Origin of the sequence: uncultured Mediterranea sp. (assembly GCF_902493215.1) — a bacterium.
Lineage (GTDB): Bacteria > Bacteroidota > Bacteroidia > Bacteroidales > Bacteroidaceae > Bacteroides.
Genome location: NZ_CABUOL010000016.1, coordinates 1 through 19221, shown reverse-complemented (window position 1 = coordinate 19221; position 19221 = coordinate 1). Strand labels below are relative to the sequence as shown.

Genomic DNA, 19221 nt, shown 5'->3' with positions numbered 1-19221 from the left:
TACAAAAAAAGAGGCACCGGAAGATGCCTCTTTTTTTGTATAATCAGCCGCTGTCACACCGACAGATATTCCTGTCCCATATAGAAATCGGAGAAGGACAAACCACCCAATGTGAAACACAATACAAACACAATGGCACTGACAATCCAAAGTATCAGCAATGTCCACTTCAAGCCTCCTGACATGGGTTGCCACTTCAGCAGGTTACGGAACAGCGTATGCAACAGGCTGAGCAATGGGATAGCTACCAACAGGATACCCGCTATATACATCGCAATGGCTTCGAACGGCGAGGCGGGCAATACGATATCCATCGTTGGGAAAAGTGAGAACAGAGCCGCACCGCCGCCGATAGCCACCATGATGGCAGCAAACAGCAAGGCGACAAACGCAATGCCCAAAGCAAACAATACCGGACTGCAAATGATAATCAGAACAATCAGTCCCACTTTCAGAATCCATCCGGCCAGCGTCACCAATACGTCACCAATACGTTGCAACAATGTACGGGGCTTGTCGGAACGCATATAGCTGTTTACCCCATCGGCCATCCGTTCGAAACCTCCGGTCACCGTCTTGCCAATGTTCTCCACCGTTACTGCTTCGCCATACATACTCAGTTTCTCGGCCGCTGTACGGGCTTCGGGAATAATCAACCAGCAGATGATATAGATAGGTATCAACGTACCGTAGCCGAATATCAGAATGACAAACAGCAAAAGACGGACCAATGTGGTATCCCATCCCAAATAAGCTGCCAATCCACTGCACACGCCTCCCAACATTTTGTCATCGGGATTACGGAAAAGTCTGCGACGTACCTTTGCCGTTTCCTCACCACGGGTCCACGAACCGGGACCATATCCTCCTCTATTGCCCGACGCCGGACCAGCCTCACCGTCAGCATCGTCCATCTCTTCGGGTCTGCCCATACGGGCTATTACCTCTTCCACGTCGGCCAGCGTAATCACCTGGCGGTTTCCTGCCAGCTTCTCGGCCAGCAATTCGGAAATGCGGCGTTCGATATCGTCTACAATCTCGTCCGCACCGGCTTCCTTGCGGAAGTGCGACTTCAGATTCATCAGATAATTGTCCAACAGGCGGTAGGCATCTTCATCGATATTGAATACCGTTCCGCCCAGGTTTACAGTCAATGTCTTTTTCATTGTATGTCTTTTTTTAGTTTGCTTGATTCATTTCTTCTGTCCCATTCCGGCGGATATGTTCCACCGTTTCATTCAGTTCCTGCCAGGCCGTTTCCAATTCTTGCAGGAAACCTTCTCCTTTCGCAGTCAACCGATAATACTTGCGGGGAGGTCCTTGGGTAGACTCAATCCACTCATAGCCCAACAAGTCGTCATTCTTCAGACGAGTCAGCAGCGGATAAAGTGTCCCTTCCACTACAATCAACCGAGCTTCTTTCAGTTTCTGAATGATGTCGGAAGCGTAGGCCGGCTCCTTGTGCAGCAACAGCATGATGCAATATTCCAGCATCCCTTTGCGCATCTGCGACTTCACATTATCTACATTCATATCTCCTTCCGTTAAACGTTTGATACTCTCATTTATTTTGTATGGCACAAATATATGTATTATATCAGTACCTTGTATTGCATAATACTATATTTTATCACAAATTAACAAGAGAAATCAACGGAAGACGGCATAAGACAAACATTGGGAAAAGATAATTTTGGGGTACAGAGTTGCACATCCCAGAAAAACTTGATACCTTGCGAGGAAATTTAACCAATAGATTGAAACAATGATAAAATCTCTGCTACCCAAGAAGAAGTATACCCGCAGCTTGTGGGTCGGCCTGGCCTGTTGTATGGCTCTCCCGGTTCTGGCACAGCACGCCGACCGAAGTCTGAAAGAAAAAAAGCGTACTGAAATAGCCTCTTTCTTCGACCGGCGGATGACCGATGAAACAACCGTCTTCACCTCCTCCATCCGCATGAAACTGAAAGAAACCGAAACATACCGAAAAGCGGTATGGCAATTGTGGAAAGAGGCCAACGAAGCCTATAAAGAAGACAAACTGCCCCAACCCGCTCCCCTTTCAGAAGTTTCTGCCGGACACTGGAACTTGCCCGAAGAACTGGAACCGAAGGCCGTACTCAATTTTTATTGGGGACGGAAAGAAAAGGCCGGAACGCCCGCACCTGCTGAAGGATGGCCCCTGTTCCTCTACCTCCACGGCTCAGGGCCCAAAGCACAGGAATGGGCTACCGGACTGAAAATATGCAGCCGTTTCGACGACGCACCTTCGCACTACTTCATCCCGCAGATACCCAACGAAGGAGCCTACTACCGCTGGTACCAGCGCTCCAAACAATATGTCTGGGAGAAACTGCTGCGCCAGGCATTGTTGTCCGATGAAATCAATCCCAACCGAATTTACCTGTTCGGCATCTCGGAAGGCGGTTACGGCAGTCAGCGACTGGCCTCGTTCTATGCCGACTATTGGGCAGGCGCAGGCCCCATGGCAGGCGGTGAACCTCTGAAGAACGCTCCGGCTGAAAATCTGGGCAACACAGCCTTCTCGCTCCGTACCGGTGCCGAAGACAAAGGATTCTACCGCGACCGGCTCACCGGTTATACAGCCGCAGCACTGGACAGCCTGCAACGGCTTTATCCCAACCGCTACACCCATTGGGTAGAACTGATTCCGGGACGCGGCCACCACATCGACTATGCTCCCACCACGCCCTGGCTGAAGCAGTACATCCGCAACCCTTATCCCAAACATTTCATTTGGGAAAACTTTGAGATGGACGGACGTTACCGGACGGGATTCTACAATCTGCGCGTGGACGAACGCTCGAACACCGATACGAACACACGTACCCGATACGAACTGGATATCGAAGGCAATCAGGTGTCACTGAAAGTGGACGAAGTGACTTACCGGACCATAGAAAAAGACCCGAAATGGGGCATCGAATTGAAATTTGCCAAGACCTATACGCCGGCCTCACGAGGAAAAGTTACAGTCTACCTCTGCCCCGAGCTGGTGGACTTAAGCAAACCCGTTACGCTGACCGTGAACGGACATACCGTGTTCCAGGGGCGTGTGAAACCCGACGTAAAACATCTTGTGAACAGTTGTGCCACCTTCTTTGACCCGCAACGCCTCTATCCGGCTGCCCTTGAAGTGGATCTGGCAACTTTGGAAAAAAATCGTTGAAAATAGAATCCCATCAAACCAACAAACAATACGACGCACAATGTTTACCATTAGAAAAGCAGATACAGCCGACTGCCAGCTCATCAACAAGCTGGCATGGCAGGTTTTTCCGGAAACCTACAAAGATATCCTCACTCCGGATCAGATAGAGTATATGATGGAATGGATGTATTCCCCCGAAAACATCCGCCAACAGATGGAAAAAGAAGGACACGTATACCTGCTGGCCTACGAAGAATGCGAGGCAGCAGGTTACGTGTCTGTCCAGCCTGAAGGAGAAGACCTCTTCCACCTTCAGAAAATCTATGTTCTCCCCTACTTCCAGAAAGCCCACTGTGGCCGTTTTCTTTTTCAAGAAGCCATCAAGTACATTAAGGAAGTACATCCCGCTCCCTGTCGGATGGAGCTCAACGTCAACCGGCATAATCCTGCCCTCGGCTTCTACGAGCACATGGGCATGCGAAAAGTGCGTGAGGGCGATTTTCCCATCGGGAACGGTTATTACATGAACGATTACATTATGGGCATGGAGTTATAAACTCCATGCCCATCTTTTTTATCTGTCATTCTGTTATCATTCCAACTTGTGAATAATGAGTCCCGAACGAAGCTTGGGTTCAAACCAGGTTGTCTTGGGCGGCATGATATTACCCGTATCGGCAATATCCATCAACTGCTTCATGCTGACAGGATAGAGAGCCAAAGCCACCTTCATTTCACCGCTGTCTACACGCTTCTTCAGCTCACCCAGTCCGCGGATTCCGCCCACAAAATCAATGCGTTTGTCCGAACGGAGGTCCTTGATACCCAGAATTTCATCCAAAATAAGATTGGATGAAATCGTCACATCCAGCACACCGATGGGATCGTTGTCATTGTAAGTTCCCGGCTTGGCCGTCAGGCTATACCACTTGCCATCCAAATAGAGAGAGAAATTGTGCAGGCCTACAGGTTTGTAGATATCCGTCCCTTTTTCTTCCACGATGAAGTTCTTGCCTACCGCTTCGAGGAACTGTGCGGGCGTCAGTCCGTTCAGGTCTTTCACCACGCGGTTGTAGTCGATAATAGTCAGCTGATTGGCGGGGAAGCAGACAGCCATGAAGTAGTTGTATTCCTCATCTCCCCGATGGTTGGGATTCTGCTTGGCCTTCTCGGCACCTACCAAGGCTGCAGCGGCACTACGGTGATGCCCGTCGGCTATGTAAAGGGCGGGCATCTTGGCAAACTCACGCGTAATGGCATCGATATCTTCCTGCTGGTCGATAATCCAGAACGTATGGCCGAAGCCGTCGCCAGGAGCGATGAAATCGTAGACAGGCTTCTGTGCCGTATAACGGGCAATGATGGCATCAAGTGTCTTGTTGTCGGGATAGGCAAAAAATACCGGCTCAATGTTGGCGTTGTTCACGCGGACATGCTTCATGCGGTCTTCCTCCTTATCGCGGCGGGTCAGCTCGTGCTTCTTGATGACACCGTTCATGTAGTCGGGCACGTAAGCACCCACCACGAGGCCGAACTGCGTCTTGCCGTTCATCGTCTGCGCATAAATATAATAGTTTTCCTTCTCGTCCTGTACCAGCCAGCCTTTATCCTGAAACATCTGGAAGTTTTCGGCAGCTTTCTGATAGACGCGTGGGTCGTGCTCGTCGGTACCCACAGGAAAATCAATCTCGGGCTTGATGATATGATAGAGAGACATCTCGTTACCTTCGGCCTCGGCGCGTGCTTCGTCGGAGTTCAATACGTCGTAAGGGCGCGAAGCCACTTTCTCCACCAGGTTTTGCGGTGGACGGATGCCTTTGAATGGTTTGATTGTTGCCATGATATGAGTTTCTGAAATCTGAATGAATATTATTTCTTGTTCACGCGGAATTTCTCGCAACCGTCTTTCAGGAAGCCGACAATCTGCTTGGCGGCAGCAATACCGGCATTGATGTTGGCTTCGGCGGTCTGTGCACCCATCTTCTTGGGAGTGGAGAAGTAACGGCCGGGGAATTTGGCAGCAAACTCTTCGTTGGCGGCCGGCATGATGTCGGTCATGTACTTCAGGTCGGCACGTTCTTCCATCAGCTGGATGAGTTCGGCTTCGTTGATGACTTCCTTACGGGCTGTGTTCACCAACAAACCACCCTTCGGCATGCGGCCTACGAGGGCATGGTTGATAGAGTTCTTCGTCTCAGCCGTAGCAGGGATGTGCAGAGAAACGACATCACACGTCGAATAAAGTTCTTCAGCATTGGCAACCGCCTTCACACCGTCGGCCTCAATCACTTCTTTCGGACAGAAAGCATCGTAAGCATAGATGTCCATACCAAATCCCTTGGCGATGCGTGCCACGTTGCGACCTACGTTACCATAAGCGTGGATACCCAGCTTCTTTCCCTTCAGCTCCGTACCCGACGTGCCGTTGTACATATTGCGCACAGCCATCACCATCATACCGAAAGCCAGTTCGGCCACGGCATTGGAATTCTGTCCCGGCGTATTCATCACGCATACGTTGTGAGCTGTAGCGGCTTCCAGATCCACATTATCGTATCCCGCACCGGCACGTACCACAATTTTCAGTTGCTTGGCGGCATCGAGCACTTCGGCGTCTATGATGTCACTACGGATGATGATGGCGTCGACATCGGCCACTGCCTCCAGCAATTTGACCTTCTCACCATATTTTTCCAACAAGGCCAGTTCGTAACCGGCTGCTTCTATTTCTTTACGGATACCGTCGACGGCCACTTTGGCGAACGGCTTATCAGTTGCTACCAATACTTTCATAACTATAGTGTTTTAAATGGTTGAAAAAAGAATTCACCACAGAACACACCATCATCACAGTCATCATTACATAAGAGTATCTGTGGTAATCTGTGCAATCTGTGGTGAAAAACAATTGGTTTATTTGAATTAATGGAGTTTCTCAAATTCCTGCATGCAGTCTATCAAGGCCTGTACGCTTTCCTTCGGCATGGCGTTGTAGCAAGATGCACGGAAACCACCTACCGAGCGGTGACCCTTGATGCCTACCATACCTCTTTCGGTAGCGAACTTCAGGAAGTCGGCTTCCAGTTCCTTGTATTCGGGAGCCATCACGAAACAGATGTTCATACGCGAACGGTCTTCCTTGGCAGCCGTTCCCACAAACATCTTGTTACGGTCGATTTCGGCATACAGCATGTTGGCCTTTTCGATGGCACGACGCTCCATTTCCTTCACACCACCTTGGGCTTTAATCCAACGGAGAGTCAGCATGGCCGAATAGATGGGCAGTACGGGAGGCGTATTGAACATAGAACCTCCGTCGATATGCGTCTGATAGTTCAACATAGTGGGGATGTAACGCGATACTTTACCTACAGCCTCGTTCTTCACGATGACAAACGTCACGCCGGCAGGAGCCAGATTCTTCTGGGCACCGCCATAAATACAAGTATATTTGGATACATCGATCGGACGAGAGAAGATATCGGACGACATGTCGGCAATCAAAGGCACGGGAGAGTCAATGTCCTTCAGGATTTCCGTACCATAAATCGTATTGTTCGTCGTAATGTGGAAATAGTCGGCATCGGTCGGAATGGTATAATCCTTGGGAATATAAGTATAAGTGGCTTCAGCCGAACTGGCCACTTCGACTGCCTCACCAAAACCTTTGGCTTCTTTCAGTGCCTTCTTGGCCCATACACCCGTATTCAGATAAGCGGCTTTCTTCTCGAGGAAATTATAGGGAACCATGCAGAACTGGGTACTGGCACCACCACCAAGGAACAGAACGGAATAACCGTCGGGGATATTCAGCAATTCCTTGAACAAGGCAACGGCTTCGTCCATCACGGCCTGAAAATCTTTGGAACGGTGGCTGATTTCCATAACCGAAAGACCGGAGCCATTAAAATCCAATACACCTTTAGCTGTTTCTTCGATGACCTCACGCGGAAGAATGGAGGGTCCTGCACTGAAATTATGCTTTTTCATTGTAACAAATATTTTGGTTATACGATGCGTTATTTATGTCTTTCGACATGGCGAATTTACGGATTTTATTCAATAAACCAAACTTTTCTATACATTTTCTCGCCATTCATGGCCAAAATGCTTCCATTTTATTGCATTTCAGTACAAAATCACGCTATTTTGTTATGTAGAGATAGCAATTTAAGCAAGAAAAATCTATCAAAATGTAAGAGACACCGCCTAAAAGAAGAAATAAAAAGGCATATCCATTTACAAAATGAAAGTTAAAAGCCTATTCCATTTCACCTGGCCTCCTCAATCAGCGTCTTCATTCCCTTGATTTTCTCGCCCTGAACCAAGGCTAAAAGTTGTTTGCACTTACTGCGCCGAACGGCCACAAAAGCATAATGGTCTTTCACATCCACCTGCCCTACATCTTCGCGCGACAAACCACCTTTCTTATACAGGAAGCCTACAATGTCTATCTTGTTCAGCTTATCCTTTTTCCCCTTACCTATATATAAGGTAGTCCAACGGGCCTTGACAGGTTTGGGCGTTTCCTCAGGTAAATTGAAAACAGGAATATCCTGAGGAATGTATGCAGGCAGACTTTCTTCAGCATGCAGCAACAGGAACGACGAGCCGGTAGCTTCCCAACGGGCCGTACGTCCGTTGCGGTGGGTGAAAGCTTCTTCGTTGACCGGCAGATGATAGTGCACGATGTTTTCCACCCCAGGAATGTCGAGCCCGCGGGCAGCCAGGTCGGTAGACACCAGCACAGGCGAGCTTCCGTTACGGAACTTGTAAAGCGCCCGTTCGCGGTCGGGTTGCTCCATGCCGCCATGAAAAGCCTCGCTGGGAAATTTCTTGGATTGCAGGTAGCCAGCCACACGGTCTACACTCTCCCGATAATTGACGAACACCAAGGTGGGACGATGGGCTACGGCACAAAGCAGACGATAAAGCGTTTCGAGCTTGTCTTTCTGAGGCGAAAGCACCTGTTGCAAAGTCAGTCGAGAAGAGACTCCCCCCTCCGTCAGGAAATCCAGTTTCTGCACGCCCGACTCTCCTTCGGACACCCCTGTAAACTGAGGAATTTCTTCGGCATCGGTTGCCGAAAGCAGTACCCGCTTTTTCAGGGCAGGAAGCTGTCCTACTACCTCGGCCATCTCTTCCTGAAAGCCGAATTCCAGACACTTGTCGAACTCGTCGATAACCAGCGTCCGTATCTGTTCCACACCGAAATTGCCTTTATGCAGATGGTCGTTCATGCGTCCGGGTGTCCCCACAATAACTGCCGGCTTCAGGCTCTTCATTGTCCTGTGCTCGTCCATGGCCGGACGACCTCCGTAGCAGCTCATCACCTTGAAGCCCGTGTTCATGGCCTTGAACACACCCTCAATCTGTAAGGCCAGTTCGCGCGAAGGTACCAGCACAATTGCCTGCACCGCCTCCGTCGAGGCCGACAGCCCCTGCACCAACGGCAAAAGAAAAGCCAACGTCTTTCCCGAGCCGGTGGGCGAAAGCACAATCAGGCTTCTGCACGATTCATACACACGCCCTACGGCCTCCTGCATAGGATTCAACTGTTCTATCTTGAGATTATCCAGAATATCGTTCGTTTTCATTATTCAATCACAAATTTTATCTACACGTTTTCTTACGTCTAAAATTCCCAGTACTCCTTAAGTTTCACCCCCTCGCACTCCTTCAACAACTCCAAGAGTCCGGGCTTATGCTCCAGGCCAACCAATACCAACAGACGCTTGCCAGGATAGACTTCAGCCATCCGCCGGATATTGACAGCCATCACCTCGTTGCGTTCATACCAACGGGACGACCAAAGACGAACAAAGTTTCGCCAACGACTGAGCAATTCCTCAGTTTCTACAATGGATACCAGCTTCTGATAAAGGATATGTTCACGAAGCGACAAGTATCCCATCGTCATGCTGGAATTCATGTCACGGGGTGAAGCGAATTTCATATCATTATAGTTCATCACTTGTAGGATCAGCTCCATGTCCTCCCGATTCTTCCGGCTCAGTTTATCCGCCCGATACAAGGACAACACATCGCGCCACATGCTATCCTGCCGTTCAAAATACCGATGTTCCCGATACCATTCGTTTCGGCCCACGATTTCGAAAGGGCGTAAATCCACACCCTGCTCCTGCTGGTAGCGGTGCGCTCCTATGTTTTCATTAGTCGACAGCAAATCAGGATATTTTTCCAGGTTGAAATGAAAATTTTTGTCGAAGAAAGAAGAATCCAGTTCCATCAACACCACATCGGGATGTACTCGCAACAAAATGGCATAAACACTATCGCTATTGAAGTATGCACAAGGTTCATGTTTCGTCCCTACCAGGCAAACTTCGGTCTGCCCCTGCAACCGGCAGAGACTACAAAGAGCAAACAGACAAAGTATCAGACTTTTTTTCATATTCTCTCAATAATGGTACACCTTGGCACAAAGATAACACTTCCATTTCAAAAGCAAACAGCTTTGAGCAAACGAAAGAGGAAAAAATCACGTCCGATGATAGAAATTTATAATTAGGTTTATTATCTTTGTAATCGGTCTATGGGTATCTTTCCCAACCTATACATGAGAGAGAACAAGAAGAAACGCTATGCCTGTCTCATACTTGAAAACGGCATAACCGGCTCACGTTTCTGCATTTCAAACCTAAAACCTCTATTGAGCCAATAGAGAATTCGTATAACCATGAACAAGTTCACCACCTTTCTGTTGATGTTCATCTGTCTCTTTTGGACAGCTTGTAAAAACGACGACAAGCCGACAGATATCGTGAAAGAGATTGCCATGTCGGTATCTTCGGAAACAGGCATCATGTATGCTCTATTCGATGCCGATAAAGAATACCCCATAGAATGTATGCTCGTCAAGACTGAAGACAATTCCAAAGAATGGCAACCGCTTGCTTTCGACGCCATCGAAGGCTTCACTTACGAACGAGGGCATGAATATGAACTTCGGGTCAAAAGAACCATTCTTGCCAATCCGCCGATGGATGCCCCAGACCGAACCTATTCGCTTGTATCCATTCTTCAGGACCGGCTTGTCACTGAGCCTGAGACACCGGATGACAAAGAAATCCTATCGGAAGAAGATATCGAGTATGAAGAATCATGCCCCATCAACAAGTATGCTATTGCTATGGGAAAAGAACTGTTGGTCGACAGTGAAGGTAATATAAGATATAACAACGGAGATCCGTTACCTTCCTATGATATGGCCCGGCTTTGGATAGAGAACATTCTCCCTAAAGATGACCCGAATTGGATAGAGCTCCAACGCATCCCCTATATGGCAACTTATGTTTATGTTCTGTCACCCCTTACCGATGAAATCCGCCTGATCAGAAACGGTTCATCGGGACCGATGTTCAAGGATGTAGTTCCGGAGGACGAGTTCAATCACATCACCGGCTCCATGCAGGCAGGCGAAGAACTGCATTACGCCCTGATTCTTGCAAATGTCTACAAATTAGGATTGCAGAAATTGGAGTTCACGCTGAAGAAGCAGTAACACGAATTGTCATCCTTAAACATCGTTAAGGCGCGGATTACGCGGAAATTCACGGATTATTTTTTATTCTTTTCCGTGCTCTTCCGCGTAATCCGCGCCTTCATGCTACAATCAGCCAGTCACTCTTCAACACTTTCTTCTATTCCTCCCCAAAAAGTTCTATTTTTGTGTAGTTTTTCCGTCGACACCTGCGTCTAACGGACAAAAACAACTACTTAATTCGATATGGAAACATTGGACACTACATTTGCGCAAATGATCAGGGAGCATAAAAACACTATCTACACGGTGTGCTTCATGTTCTCGAAAGATTCCGATGAAGTCAGCGACCTGTTTCAGGAAGTGCTCATCAATCTGTGGAAAGGCTACACGTCTTTCCAGAACCGCAGCAGCGTTGACACCTGGATCTGGAAAGTGAGCTTCAACACCTGCATCTCCTGTGAACGGAAAAAGCAGAAGCGGACCACCCTCCCACTGACCATGGACATCAACCTGTTTGAAGACAAGGACGAAGACTCCCGGCAAATCCGCCAACTTTACGACCGCATCCACCGGCTCAAGCCCTTCGACCGCGCCATCGTCCTGCTTTGGCTGGAAAACATGAGCTACGAAGAGATAGGTGCCATCGTCGGCATCTCGACCAAAAACGTATCCGTGCGTCTGTATCGCATCAAAGAGGAGTTGAAAAAAATGTCGAACCGCTAAAAACGCATCAGTATGGAAAATTATCAAGATAACTTCGAACTGGAAGAAATGAAACAGCAAATCCGGTTATTGAAAGACAAGCTGGCCAAAGAAACCATCATCAGCGAAAAAATGATGATGCAATCCACCCGGGAAAAACTGGCCTATATCAATCGCAATAAGAGACTCATGTATATAGGAATTCCGTTCGCTCTGATCTATTGCAACATGTTCTTCATCTGGATGAACTATTCATGGATGTTCTGTGTCTTCACTTCCCTCTTTCTGATTGCCGCCTGCCTTTATCAGATACACAGCCACAAAGGCGTAAACATCCAAGAAATATCGACTGACAATCTGGTGGATATCAGCAAAGCCCTGATACGCATGAACCGTCTGGGGCTGAAATGGCTGTGTTTCGGACTGCCGTTCGCCCTGCTATGGATAGTTTGGTTCATCATTGAGAGCTACCCCAAAGAAAACGGAGAATCCATCTGCACCGGAGGAGGTGTCGGGTTTGTGGTCGGAGCCATCTTCGGCCTGCTGTACCTCAGGAATGAACGCCGCAAAGCCAAGGAAGCCATCCGCGACATCGAGGAATATACCCGGGAAGATTAAAAATCCATTAGCTACATGCCCCATCCTAAACACCTACATCAGCACCCGTAAAGTGGCACTTTAGCGCGCTAAAGAGGGACTTTACGGAGCCAATGTAGGTAGTTATGAAATCCTTTTTTATCTTTGCCCCAAAATCCGAACTGATATGGCAAAGAAAGATTACATCCAGGCCAACAAAGACTGGCTGGCTGCAAAAGCAGCAGAAGAAGGCGTCAAGCCTCTGCCTAAAGGCATTTATTACAAAGTACTGGCTTCAGGAACCGACGACGGCAAGCACCCCACCCCGCGAAGTATTGTCACCGCCCACTACACGGGTTGGACCATCAACGGCAAGAAGTTCGACAGCAGCCGTGGAGGCACACCGACCGCTTTCCGGCTGAGTGACCTGATTGAAGGCTGGATTATAGCCATGCAACAGATGTGCGTAGGCGACAAATGGGAAATCTACCTGCCCGCCGAAATGGGCTACGGCAAGTTCTCGCAGCCCGGCATACCCGGCGGCTCGACCCTGATTTTTGAAATCGAACTGCTGGGCATTGCCTGAGCCACGGTTTTACAACCTAAAGTACACCTTTGGAAGAAGGAAGCTCGTAGCGGTAGATGTCCCGCTTCACGGCCATCTTCAGGGCACGGGCCAAGGCCTTGAAGATGCCTTCTATCTTGTGGTGTTCGTTCTGTCCCTCGGCCTTGACATGCAGATTCATCCGCGCGGCGTCGCTCAGCGACTTGAAGAAATGCAGGAACATCTCGGTAGGCATCTCTCCAATGCGCTCGCGCCTGAAGTCGGCCTGCCACACCAGCCACGGGCGTCCTCCGAAGTCGAGGCACACCTGGCACAGGCAGTCGTCCATGGGCAACGAATAGCCATAACGCTCGATGCCCCGCTTGTCGCCCAAAGCCTTGTAGAGACATTCGCCTAAAGCCAGGGCCGTATCTTCGATGGTATGGTGTTCGTCCACGCAGAGGTCACCCTTGACACGGACAGTCAGGTCGATGCTTCCATGCCGTCCTATCTGCTCGAGCATGTGGTCGAAGAAACCCAGGCCAGTAGAAATGTCGCACTGCCCGGAGCCGTCCAGATCGACCGATACATACACATCGGTCTCATGAGTCACCCGATGGACCTCCGCCCGACGTTCGCCGGCAAAAAGGAAGTCGGCTACCCGCGCCCAGTCGGTCGTGGCCAGCACACAGACCTCTTCCAGTCCTCCACAGGCAGCGGTACCGCCTTCTGCTACCGGTTTCAATAACGACTTGTCGGCCTGCAGCAGAATGGCTCGGCAACCAAGGTTCTTGGCCAGTTCCACATCGGTAGCCCGGTCGCCGATGACGTAACTGCCCGCCATATCGTAAGCTTCATCGTTCAGATAACGGGTCAGCATCCCTGTCCTTGGCTTGCGGGTAGGCGCCTGGTCTTCGGGAAAGCTGCGGTCTATGCAAACGTCATCGAACGTGATGCCTTCGCCTTCCAGCGTCTTCATCATCAGGTTATGTACCGGCCAGAACGTTTCTTCGGGGAAAGAGTCCGTCCCCAGTCCATCCTGATTGGTCACCATGACAAACTCAAAATCGAGCTTGCTGCGGATGAATCCCAGGTTCCGCATCACTCCCGGATAGAACTCCAGCTTCTCGAAAGCATCTAATTGGTAGTCGACAGGCGGTTCGATGACCAGCGTACCGTCTCTGTCAATGAACAAAACTTTCTTTTTCATGCCCTCCCTCATTTATCTTTTCCATTATATTGCCGCAAGGCATCCAGCAATTTTTCGTTTTCGGGCCGTGTACCCACCGTGACACGCAGACAGTTGCCACAAAGAGCAACCGTATGACGATTACGGACGATGATTCCTTTTCCCACCAGATAGCAATAGACATCCACCGCATCGGTAACACGCGCCAGGAAGAAATTGGCGTCCGACGGGAACACCTCCACCGTACAAGGCAATGCCCCGAACGCTTCTTCCAGCCAGATCCGTTCCTCTTTCAGCACCTTCACCCAACGTTCCACTTCGTACGGGCGGAGTACCATCTCCAGTGCCTGTTTCTGGGTCAGCAAATTGACGTTATAAGGATACTTTATTTTATTGAAAATCGCAATGATCTCTTCCGAAGCAAAAGCCATGCCCAAGCGGATAGCCGCACATCCCCACGCCTTGGAGAATGTCTGCAAGACAACAACATTGGGATACAAAGCCAGATCGAGCAGGAAAGAACGGGCCTCCGAGAAATCAATATATGCCTCGTCCACCACTACAATACCGTCAAAGGCCTGGAGCAGCTTCACGATTTCGTCACGACACAGGTTGTTGCCCGACGGATTGTTGGGAGAACAGAGAAACATCAGTTTGGTATGTTCATCGGCTGCGGCCAGCAATTTATCGGCCGAAAACTGAAAATGCTCGTCCAGCAACACTTTGCGATACTCCACATCATTGACATCGGCACAGACCTGATACATGCCATACGTAGGATCGATAGCCACAACGTTGTCGATACGCGGTTCACAAAAAGCACGGAACAGCAGATCAATCGCTTCGTCACTGCCATTACCCAAAAAGATATTGGCAGCCGGCACCCGCTTAATCCGCGACAAATGGGATTTCAGTTCACGCTGCATAGGGTCGGGATAACGGTTGTTCGGATTGTTATACGGATTCTCGTTGGCATCCAGAAAAACCGAAGCGTCTGCCCCGTTGTACTCGTCACGGGCCGACGAATAAGGTTTCAGTTTCCAGATATTCGGACGAACCAGTTCCTGTAAGGGTTTCATCATATTCATTCAGATTTCAAGCTTAAACAATTTCATTGAACTTCACGAACGGTTTTCAGACGGACGGTAACGGCATTCTTGTGACCGTCCAGCGACTCGTTGGCTGCCATCACCTCGATAGCCGGACCTATCTGCCTGATTCCTTCGGGAGAGATTTCCTGGAAAGTCATCTTGCGGATGAAGCTGTCCAGACAAACGCCGCTGTATGCCTTGGCATAACCGTTGGTAGGCAAGGTATGGTTGGTGCCCGATGCATAGTCACCGGCACTCTCGGGCGTCAGCGAACCAAGAAAGACGGAACCTGCATGAACTACCCTCTCGGCCACAGCCAGATAGTCGGCCGTCTCTACAATCAGGTGTTCAGGTGCATAAGCGTTGGTCATTTCAATGGCCTCTTCCATATCGCGCACCACAATCAGTTTGCTGTTGGCCAGCGACCGTGCTGCAATATCCTTACGCGGCAATGCCTCCAGCTGCCGTTCCACCTCTTCCCTGACAGCCTGCTGCAGTCGCTTCGAAGTCGTTATCAGAACCGCCTGGCTGTCCACCCCATGCTCCGCCTGACTCAGCAAGTCGGCCGCCACAAAGACCGGATTGGCAGTCTCGTCGGCCAGCACTTCCACCTCGGACGGACCTGCCGGCATGTCGATAGCCACGTCACGCAAACCGACCCATTGCTTGGCCGCCGTGACATACTGATTGCCGGGACCAAAGATTTTGTATACTTTGGGAATGCTCTGCGTTCCGTATGCCATCGCTGCTATCGCCTGTACGCCACCAGCCTTGAACACCTGACGTACACCTGCCACCTTAGCGGCAAACAGTACGGCCGGATGTACCTTGCCGTCGCGTCCCGGAGGTGTACACAACACAATCTCCCGGCATCCGGCTATGCGTGCAGGTACTGCCAGCATCAGCACGGTAGAAAACAGAGGTGCCGTTCCACCGGGAATATAAAGCCCCACCTTTTCGATGGGTACCGCTTTCTGCCAGCAGACAACGCCCGGACGGGTTTCCACCTTTCGGCCTTCGAAACGCTGGGATGCGTGGAACGTAGAAATATTTTCGGCGGCCAAGCGGATGGCAGCCTTCAGTTCGTCATCTACCAGCCGTTCGGCCTCATCAAACTCTTCATCCGTTACAGCCAGCGACGCAAGTTCCACCTTGTCGAACTGCTTCTCGTATTGGAGTACAGCTTCATCACCACCCTTCTTCACACGGGCAATAATCTCCTGTACCACGCCAAACAGACTTTCCGTGTTCATCACCGGCCGTTCCAGCAATACCGGCCATTGTGCCCTGTCGGGATAATCAATCAGTATCATAAGCCTACCAGAATTAGTTAACCATTACAGAATCATTTTTTCTATCGGGAGCACCAGAATTCCTTCCGCACCCAGCTGTTTCAGTTTACCGATTATCTCCCAAAAACATTTCTCATCGAGTACAGTGTGCACCGAGCACCAGCCTTCCTGTGCCAAAGGCATCACTGTAGGACTCTTCATGCCCGGCAATACAGCCACAATCTCGTCCAACTTCTCCTTGGGAGCATTCATCAACACATATTTCTTGTCTTCAGCTGTCTTCACGGCATCCATTCGGAAAAGCAGTTCTTTCAGAATTTCCTTCTTCTCGTCAGAAAGATGCTTGTTGCCGATGAGCAATGCCTCCGACTGCATCACGACCTCCACTTCTTTCAGGCGGTTGCTCACCAGCGTGGAGCCCGAACTGACGATATCGAAGATGGCATCGGCCAAACCGATACCCGGCGACACCTCTACCGAACCGGTTATCACATGGATTTCCGCATTCACCCGCTGTTCCTTCAAGTAACGTGACAATATCCCCGGATAGGACGTAGCTATTTTCCGCCCTTCAAACCAAGTTACTCCCGGATAATCAATATCCTTCGGCATGGCCAGTGACAAACGGCATTTGCTGAACCCCAGGCGCTTCACAATCTCAGCATCTTCAGCCCGCTCTACAAACTCGTTCTCACCTACAATACCAATGTCGGCCACTCCTGTTGCAACCGTCTGCGGGATGTCATCATCGCGCAGAAAAAGCACTTCGAGGGGGAAATTGGTGGACTGCACCAACAGGGTGCGTTTTGTCGCATTCAACTTGATGTCCGCTTCCTCCAGAAACGACATCGTTTCGTCATAAAGACGGCCTTTGGCCTGTACTGCAATTCTCAGCATAATTTCTTTCTATATTTTTCTGTTTATAATTTCCTGCCGGAAGAGACAATAAAAAAAGAAGCCTGCCCACATCCGGCAAGCTTCTTTCATTCATGTATCTTCAAGTGACGTACATACATCTGTCTGCCTACCGAACTTACTCGCCAGGATAATGATGATGACAATGATGATGTACAGCCAATATTTTCATTTCATTTGTTTTTAAGACGTGACAAATGTAAACCATTCATTCGAAACTACCAAAAATATAACAGAAAAAAAACGTGTTTGACTTTCATTTTCTCACATATTTCACCCCACCGGCACAAAAAGTCTACTCACCGGTTCCGGTTACAGCATCAATAAGCGAACGCAGGGACACTTCCGTAGGTTCCACTTCGCAATTGCGGAAATACATTTCCTTTTCCGCCTTCTCTTTCGGGAAAGTGAAATATGTGCACGAAGCTTCCGTACAAAGTTCTCCCTTGTCATCGTAAAGCTTCGCCTCCACAAATGCCAGATTGCGTTTCTGTTCGCGTATCGAAGCACGGAGCAACAGATAACGGGCATCCGTCGAAACCGCTCTGCGGAAACGGGTTTCCATCCGGCTGGTCATCCCTGCGGTCTGCAGCTTGCGAAACACCGCCCAACCACAAATTTCATCAAGCAGCACCGACTGTATACCTCCGTGCAACGTATGCAGAAACCCCTGATAATGTCCGTCCGGTTTCCACACGCTCAACACCTCATCGCCGTCTTCGTAAAAATCCATCTTTACACCATATTCATTGTCGGGCGAACAACCAAAACAGTTGTAACCCTCCAGCTTTTTCCAAGGATTGATTATCTTCTTCATGAGTTTACCGATTTTAGTATACGCAACAAATGTAGCAAAAGATTTCAGAACTTGTACACACAATCCACGCCAAAGATGTTTTTCCGGCCGTCCTCCTCCCACTGGCGACAATAGAACACATCCGCCTTCCAGTTCTCCGAAAAAAGCGGCAGCGAAAATCCACCCCGATAACGCATGCGGGCCACGTCGAAACCGTCTCCACGGTTCAGGCTGTTGTATACCTCGACCGACACATAGGGTTCCACCTTACAACGACGTATGTCATAAGCCAGTTTCAGGCGGGAACGTAACCGAAGTTCGTTCTCTACATCATCCCACGTATGCTGGAACCTTTCCCGAAGAGCCAGCTTCACCCTTCCCCACCGAGCTGACAATACGCCGTCGGCATGGTAACGGTGCCGGAATTTCCACCCGTCCTCACCTCTATTGCGGTAATGTATCTCGTATCCGGCCCCCATTTTCAGAAAAGGTAGAACTGCATATTTGGCACCGACATCCAGCCCCCAGCGGTCTGTTGCCCGCAACTTGTTCTCCGTACGCCATTCCAAGCCACCCGACAGATCCAACCGATTGTTCACTTCATACTCTACCCCCTGCCTCAGCCAAGTGGTATAGTCTGCTTCCTGTGCCTGCAGTCCTCCTGCCATGCTCCACAAGTACATGCCTGCTACCAACCACTTTCGTATCCAATGAAATCTCTCCATAATTCAGCCCATTTAATTAGAATTGCAAATATACAAACCAATTTTGGAAAAAAGCTGGAAAGGTATATCTACTCATGTATTCTTGCATCCTTTTTTAAGCAACTTATAATACACCATTGACCTACTTATTTTTACATCTTAATATATATGTAGCATTATCTAATGCCCACGATATAAGATTGTTTAGTATAGGAATCAGGCTTTGACCAAGCTCAGTCAGAGAATATTCTACCCTCGGAGGTATTTCAGCGTATAACTTTCTTCTTATCAATCCGTCAGCTTCAAGATTCTTTAATGTCTCGGTAAGTACTTTAGGGGAAATATCCGGAATTGCCTTACTTATAGTATTAAAGCGCGTTGCTTCATTTTCAGAAAGAACACATAATATGAGCATGGCCCATTTGCTGGAAAACCGTGACAAGACATTACGGATGGGACAATCTTCTATACGAGTATATTTTTTGAGGTTTTCTTGTAACTGCAAACTATTCATTTCCAATAATAATTACTTTAAAGTAAGTGGGTTACATTTTTGTAACTTATTGTTTATCAGCACAAAAAGTATTAACTTTGCACTATCCAAACAATAGTAAGTTTATGATGCAAAGTTAATCAACTTTATAAAAACAGAAAATATGAGTAACATTAAAATTATGAACAAGGGCGAAAAGTACGCTCACGCAACCATAGGTTGCATCAAGGGTTTTGAAGG

20 protein-coding genes are annotated in these 19221 nt (G+C 49.0%); 6 read left to right on the top strand and 14 right to left on the bottom strand.

All coding sequences use genetic code 11. The features are described 5' to 3' along the window. Positions 1-53: 53 nt before the first annotated feature. Both RDO88_RS10065 and RDO88_RS10060 read right to left on the bottom strand, forming a co-directional pair. A complete protein-coding gene (locus RDO88_RS10065) occupies positions 54-1166 on the bottom strand; it encodes a PspC domain-containing protein (RefSeq protein ID WP_307759241.1) in 1113 nt (370 codons plus the stop codon). A 13-nt stretch (positions 1167-1179) separates the two neighbouring features. After that, positions 1180-1533, bottom strand: a complete 354-nt coding sequence (locus tag RDO88_RS10060; protein WP_307759240.1) for a helix-turn-helix transcriptional regulator — start codon at positions 1531-1533, stop codon at positions 1180-1182. 298 nt (positions 1534-1831) lie between these two features. Between RDO88_RS10060 and RDO88_RS10055 the strand changes: the two genes are divergently transcribed. Together RDO88_RS10055 and RDO88_RS10050 are read left to right on the top strand one after the other, a co-directional pair. Continuing rightward, on the top strand, positions 1832-3190 hold the full coding sequence (locus RDO88_RS10055) for a hypothetical protein (RefSeq protein ID WP_307759280.1): 1359 nt from the start codon (positions 1832-1834) through the stop codon (positions 3188-3190). A gap of 40 nt (positions 3191-3230) precedes the next feature. Then, positions 3231-3728, top strand: coding sequence for a GNAT family N-acetyltransferase (locus tag RDO88_RS10050; RefSeq protein ID WP_307759239.1), 498 nt, complete (start codon positions 3231-3233; stop codon positions 3726-3728). Positions 3729-3764: 36 nt separating this feature from the next. Here the strand turns inward: RDO88_RS10050 and RDO88_RS10045 are convergent, their stop codons facing one another. From RDO88_RS10045 to RDO88_RS10025, 5 genes are all read right to left on the bottom strand, one after another. Then, positions 3765-5012, bottom strand: coding sequence for a DUF1015 family protein (locus tag RDO88_RS10045; protein WP_307759238.1), 1248 nt, complete (start codon positions 5010-5012; stop codon positions 3765-3767). Positions 5013-5041: 29 nt separating this feature from the next. Next, entirely contained in the window at positions 5042-5965 is a 924-nt protein-coding gene (locus RDO88_RS10040) for an NAD(P)-dependent oxidoreductase (protein WP_307759237.1), read from the bottom strand. A gap of 129 nt (positions 5966-6094) precedes the next feature. Then, positions 6095-7162, bottom strand: coding sequence for a 3-phosphoserine/phosphohydroxythreonine transaminase (gene serC, locus RDO88_RS10035; protein WP_307759236.1), 1068 nt, complete (start codon positions 7160-7162; stop codon positions 6095-6097). A 281-nt stretch (positions 7163-7443) separates the two neighbouring features. Further along, entirely contained in the window at positions 7444-8769 is a 1326-nt protein-coding gene (locus tag RDO88_RS10030; RefSeq protein WP_307759235.1) for a DEAD/DEAH box helicase, read from the bottom strand. 38 nt (positions 8770-8807) lie between these two features. Further along, positions 8808-9587, bottom strand: coding sequence for a DUF5694 domain-containing protein (locus tag RDO88_RS10025; RefSeq protein ID WP_307759234.1), 780 nt, complete (start codon positions 9585-9587; stop codon positions 8808-8810). A gap of 285 nt (positions 9588-9872) precedes the next feature. Here RDO88_RS10025 and RDO88_RS10020 point away from each other — a divergent pair, with 285 nt between their 5' ends. The 4 genes from RDO88_RS10020 (at position 9873) to RDO88_RS10005 (ending at position 12543) form a co-directional block, all read left to right on the top strand. After that, positions 9873-10697, top strand: a complete 825-nt coding sequence (locus RDO88_RS10020) for a DUF4377 domain-containing protein (RefSeq protein ID WP_307759233.1) — start codon at positions 9873-9875, stop codon at positions 10695-10697. A 225-nt stretch (positions 10698-10922) separates the two neighbouring features. Next, positions 10923-11402: a sigma-70 family RNA polymerase sigma factor gene (locus RDO88_RS10015; RefSeq protein WP_307759232.1), complete on the top strand. Its 480-nt coding sequence runs from the start codon at positions 10923-10925 to the stop codon at positions 11400-11402. 12 nt (positions 11403-11414) lie between these two features. Beyond that, a complete protein-coding gene (locus RDO88_RS10010) occupies positions 11415-11999 on the top strand; it encodes a hypothetical protein (RefSeq protein ID WP_307759231.1) in 585 nt (194 codons plus the stop codon). 145 nt (positions 12000-12144) lie between these two features. Next, entirely contained in the window at positions 12145-12543 is a 399-nt protein-coding gene (locus tag RDO88_RS10005) for an FKBP-type peptidyl-prolyl cis-trans isomerase (RefSeq protein WP_307759230.1), read from the top strand. A 16-nt stretch (positions 12544-12559) separates the two neighbouring features. On the opposite strand, the gene hisB is transcribed toward RDO88_RS10005, so the two are convergent. From hisB to RDO88_RS09970, 7 genes are all read right to left on the bottom strand, one after another. Beyond that, the gene (hisB, locus tag RDO88_RS10000) at positions 12560-13711 is read right to left on the bottom strand and encodes a bifunctional histidinol-phosphatase/imidazoleglycerol-phosphate dehydratase HisB (protein WP_307759229.1); all 1152 of its coding nucleotides are present in this window, start codon (positions 13709-13711) and stop codon (positions 12560-12562) included. A gap of 8 nt (positions 13712-13719) precedes the next feature. After that, positions 13720-14769, bottom strand: a complete 1050-nt coding sequence (hisC, locus tag RDO88_RS09995; RefSeq protein WP_307759279.1) for a histidinol-phosphate transaminase — start codon at positions 14767-14769, stop codon at positions 13720-13722. Positions 14770-14801: 32 nt separating this feature from the next. Further along, positions 14802-16094 carry a histidinol dehydrogenase gene (gene hisD, locus RDO88_RS09990; protein WP_307759228.1) on the bottom strand — a complete coding sequence of 431 codons (1293 nt, stop codon included), beginning with the start codon at positions 16092-16094 and terminating at the stop codon, positions 14802-14804. 24 nt (positions 16095-16118) lie between these two features. Next, positions 16119-16970, bottom strand: a complete 852-nt coding sequence (hisG, locus tag RDO88_RS09985) for an ATP phosphoribosyltransferase (RefSeq protein ID WP_307759227.1) — start codon at positions 16968-16970, stop codon at positions 16119-16121. 313 nt (positions 16971-17283) lie between these two features. Continuing rightward, on the bottom strand, positions 17284-17805 hold the full coding sequence (locus tag RDO88_RS09980) for a hotdog domain-containing protein (RefSeq protein WP_307759226.1): 522 nt from the start codon (positions 17803-17805) through the stop codon (positions 17284-17286). A 44-nt stretch (positions 17806-17849) separates the two neighbouring features. Next, the gene (locus tag RDO88_RS09975) at positions 17850-18467 is read right to left on the bottom strand and encodes a DUF2490 domain-containing protein (protein ID WP_307759278.1); all 618 of its coding nucleotides are present in this window, start codon (positions 18465-18467) and stop codon (positions 17850-17852) included. A gap of 163 nt (positions 18468-18630) precedes the next feature. After that, a complete protein-coding gene (locus RDO88_RS09970) occupies positions 18631-19002 on the bottom strand; it encodes a winged helix-turn-helix transcriptional regulator (protein ID WP_307759225.1) in 372 nt (123 codons plus the stop codon). Positions 19003-19221 lie beyond the last annotated feature (219 nt).

What these genes read in the sequence shown, in the direction of transcription:
- RDO88_RS10065 (WP_307759241.1), bottom strand. Translation starts at nt 1,166, where the DNA reads ATGAAAAAGACATTGACTGTAAACCTGGGCGGAACGGTATTCAATATC.
- RDO88_RS10060 (WP_307759240.1), bottom strand. Translation starts at nt 1,533, where the DNA reads ATGAATGTAGATAATGTGAAGTCGCAGATGCGCAAAGGGATGCTGGAA.
- RDO88_RS10055 (WP_307759280.1), top strand. Translation starts at nt 1,832, where the DNA reads ATGGCTCTCCCGGTTCTGGCACAGCACGCCGACCGAAGTCTGAAAGAA.
- RDO88_RS10050 (WP_307759239.1), top strand. Translation starts at nt 3,231, where the DNA reads ATGTTTACCATTAGAAAAGCAGATACAGCCGACTGCCAGCTCATCAAC.
- RDO88_RS10045 (WP_307759238.1), bottom strand. Translation starts at nt 5,012, where the DNA reads ATGGCAACAATCAAACCATTCAAAGGCATCCGTCCACCGCAAAACCTG.
- RDO88_RS10040 (WP_307759237.1), bottom strand. Translation starts at nt 5,965, where the DNA reads ATGAAAGTATTGGTAGCAACTGATAAGCCGTTCGCCAAAGTGGCCGTC.
- serC (WP_307759236.1), bottom strand. Translation starts at nt 7,162, where the DNA reads ATGAAAAAGCATAATTTCAGTGCAGGACCCTCCATTCTTCCGCGTGAG.
- RDO88_RS10030 (WP_307759235.1), bottom strand. Translation starts at nt 8,769, where the DNA reads ATGAAAACGAACGATATTCTGGATAATCTCAAGATAGAACAGTTGAAT.
- RDO88_RS10025 (WP_307759234.1), bottom strand. Translation starts at nt 9,587, where the DNA reads ATGAAAAAAAGTCTGATACTTTGTCTGTTTGCTCTTTGTAGTCTCTGC.
- RDO88_RS10020 (WP_307759233.1), top strand. Translation starts at nt 9,873, where the DNA reads ATGAACAAGTTCACCACCTTTCTGTTGATGTTCATCTGTCTCTTTTGG.
- RDO88_RS10015 (WP_307759232.1), top strand. Translation starts at nt 10,923, where the DNA reads ATGGAAACATTGGACACTACATTTGCGCAAATGATCAGGGAGCATAAA.
- RDO88_RS10010 (WP_307759231.1), top strand. Translation starts at nt 11,415, where the DNA reads ATGGAAAATTATCAAGATAACTTCGAACTGGAAGAAATGAAACAGCAA.
- RDO88_RS10005 (WP_307759230.1), top strand. Translation starts at nt 12,145, where the DNA reads ATGGCAAAGAAAGATTACATCCAGGCCAACAAAGACTGGCTGGCTGCA.
- hisB (WP_307759229.1), bottom strand. Translation starts at nt 13,711, where the DNA reads ATGAAAAAGAAAGTTTTGTTCATTGACAGAGACGGTACGCTGGTCATC.
- hisC (WP_307759279.1), bottom strand. Translation starts at nt 14,769, where the DNA reads ATGAAACCCTTACAGGAACTGGTTCGTCCGAATATCTGGAAACTGAAA.
- hisD (WP_307759228.1), bottom strand. Translation starts at nt 16,094, where the DNA reads ATGATACTGATTGATTATCCCGACAGGGCACAATGGCCGGTATTGCTG.
- hisG (WP_307759227.1), bottom strand. Translation starts at nt 16,970, where the DNA reads ATGCTGAGAATTGCAGTACAGGCCAAAGGCCGTCTTTATGACGAAACG.
- RDO88_RS09980 (WP_307759226.1), bottom strand. Translation starts at nt 17,805, where the DNA reads ATGAAGAAGATAATCAATCCTTGGAAAAAGCTGGAGGGTTACAACTGT.
- RDO88_RS09975 (WP_307759278.1), bottom strand. Translation starts at nt 18,467, where the DNA reads ATGTACTTGTGGAGCATGGCAGGAGGACTGCAGGCACAGGAAGCAGAC.
- RDO88_RS09970 (WP_307759225.1), bottom strand. Translation starts at nt 19,002, where the DNA reads ATGAATAGTTTGCAGTTACAAGAAAACCTCAAAAAATATACTCGTATA.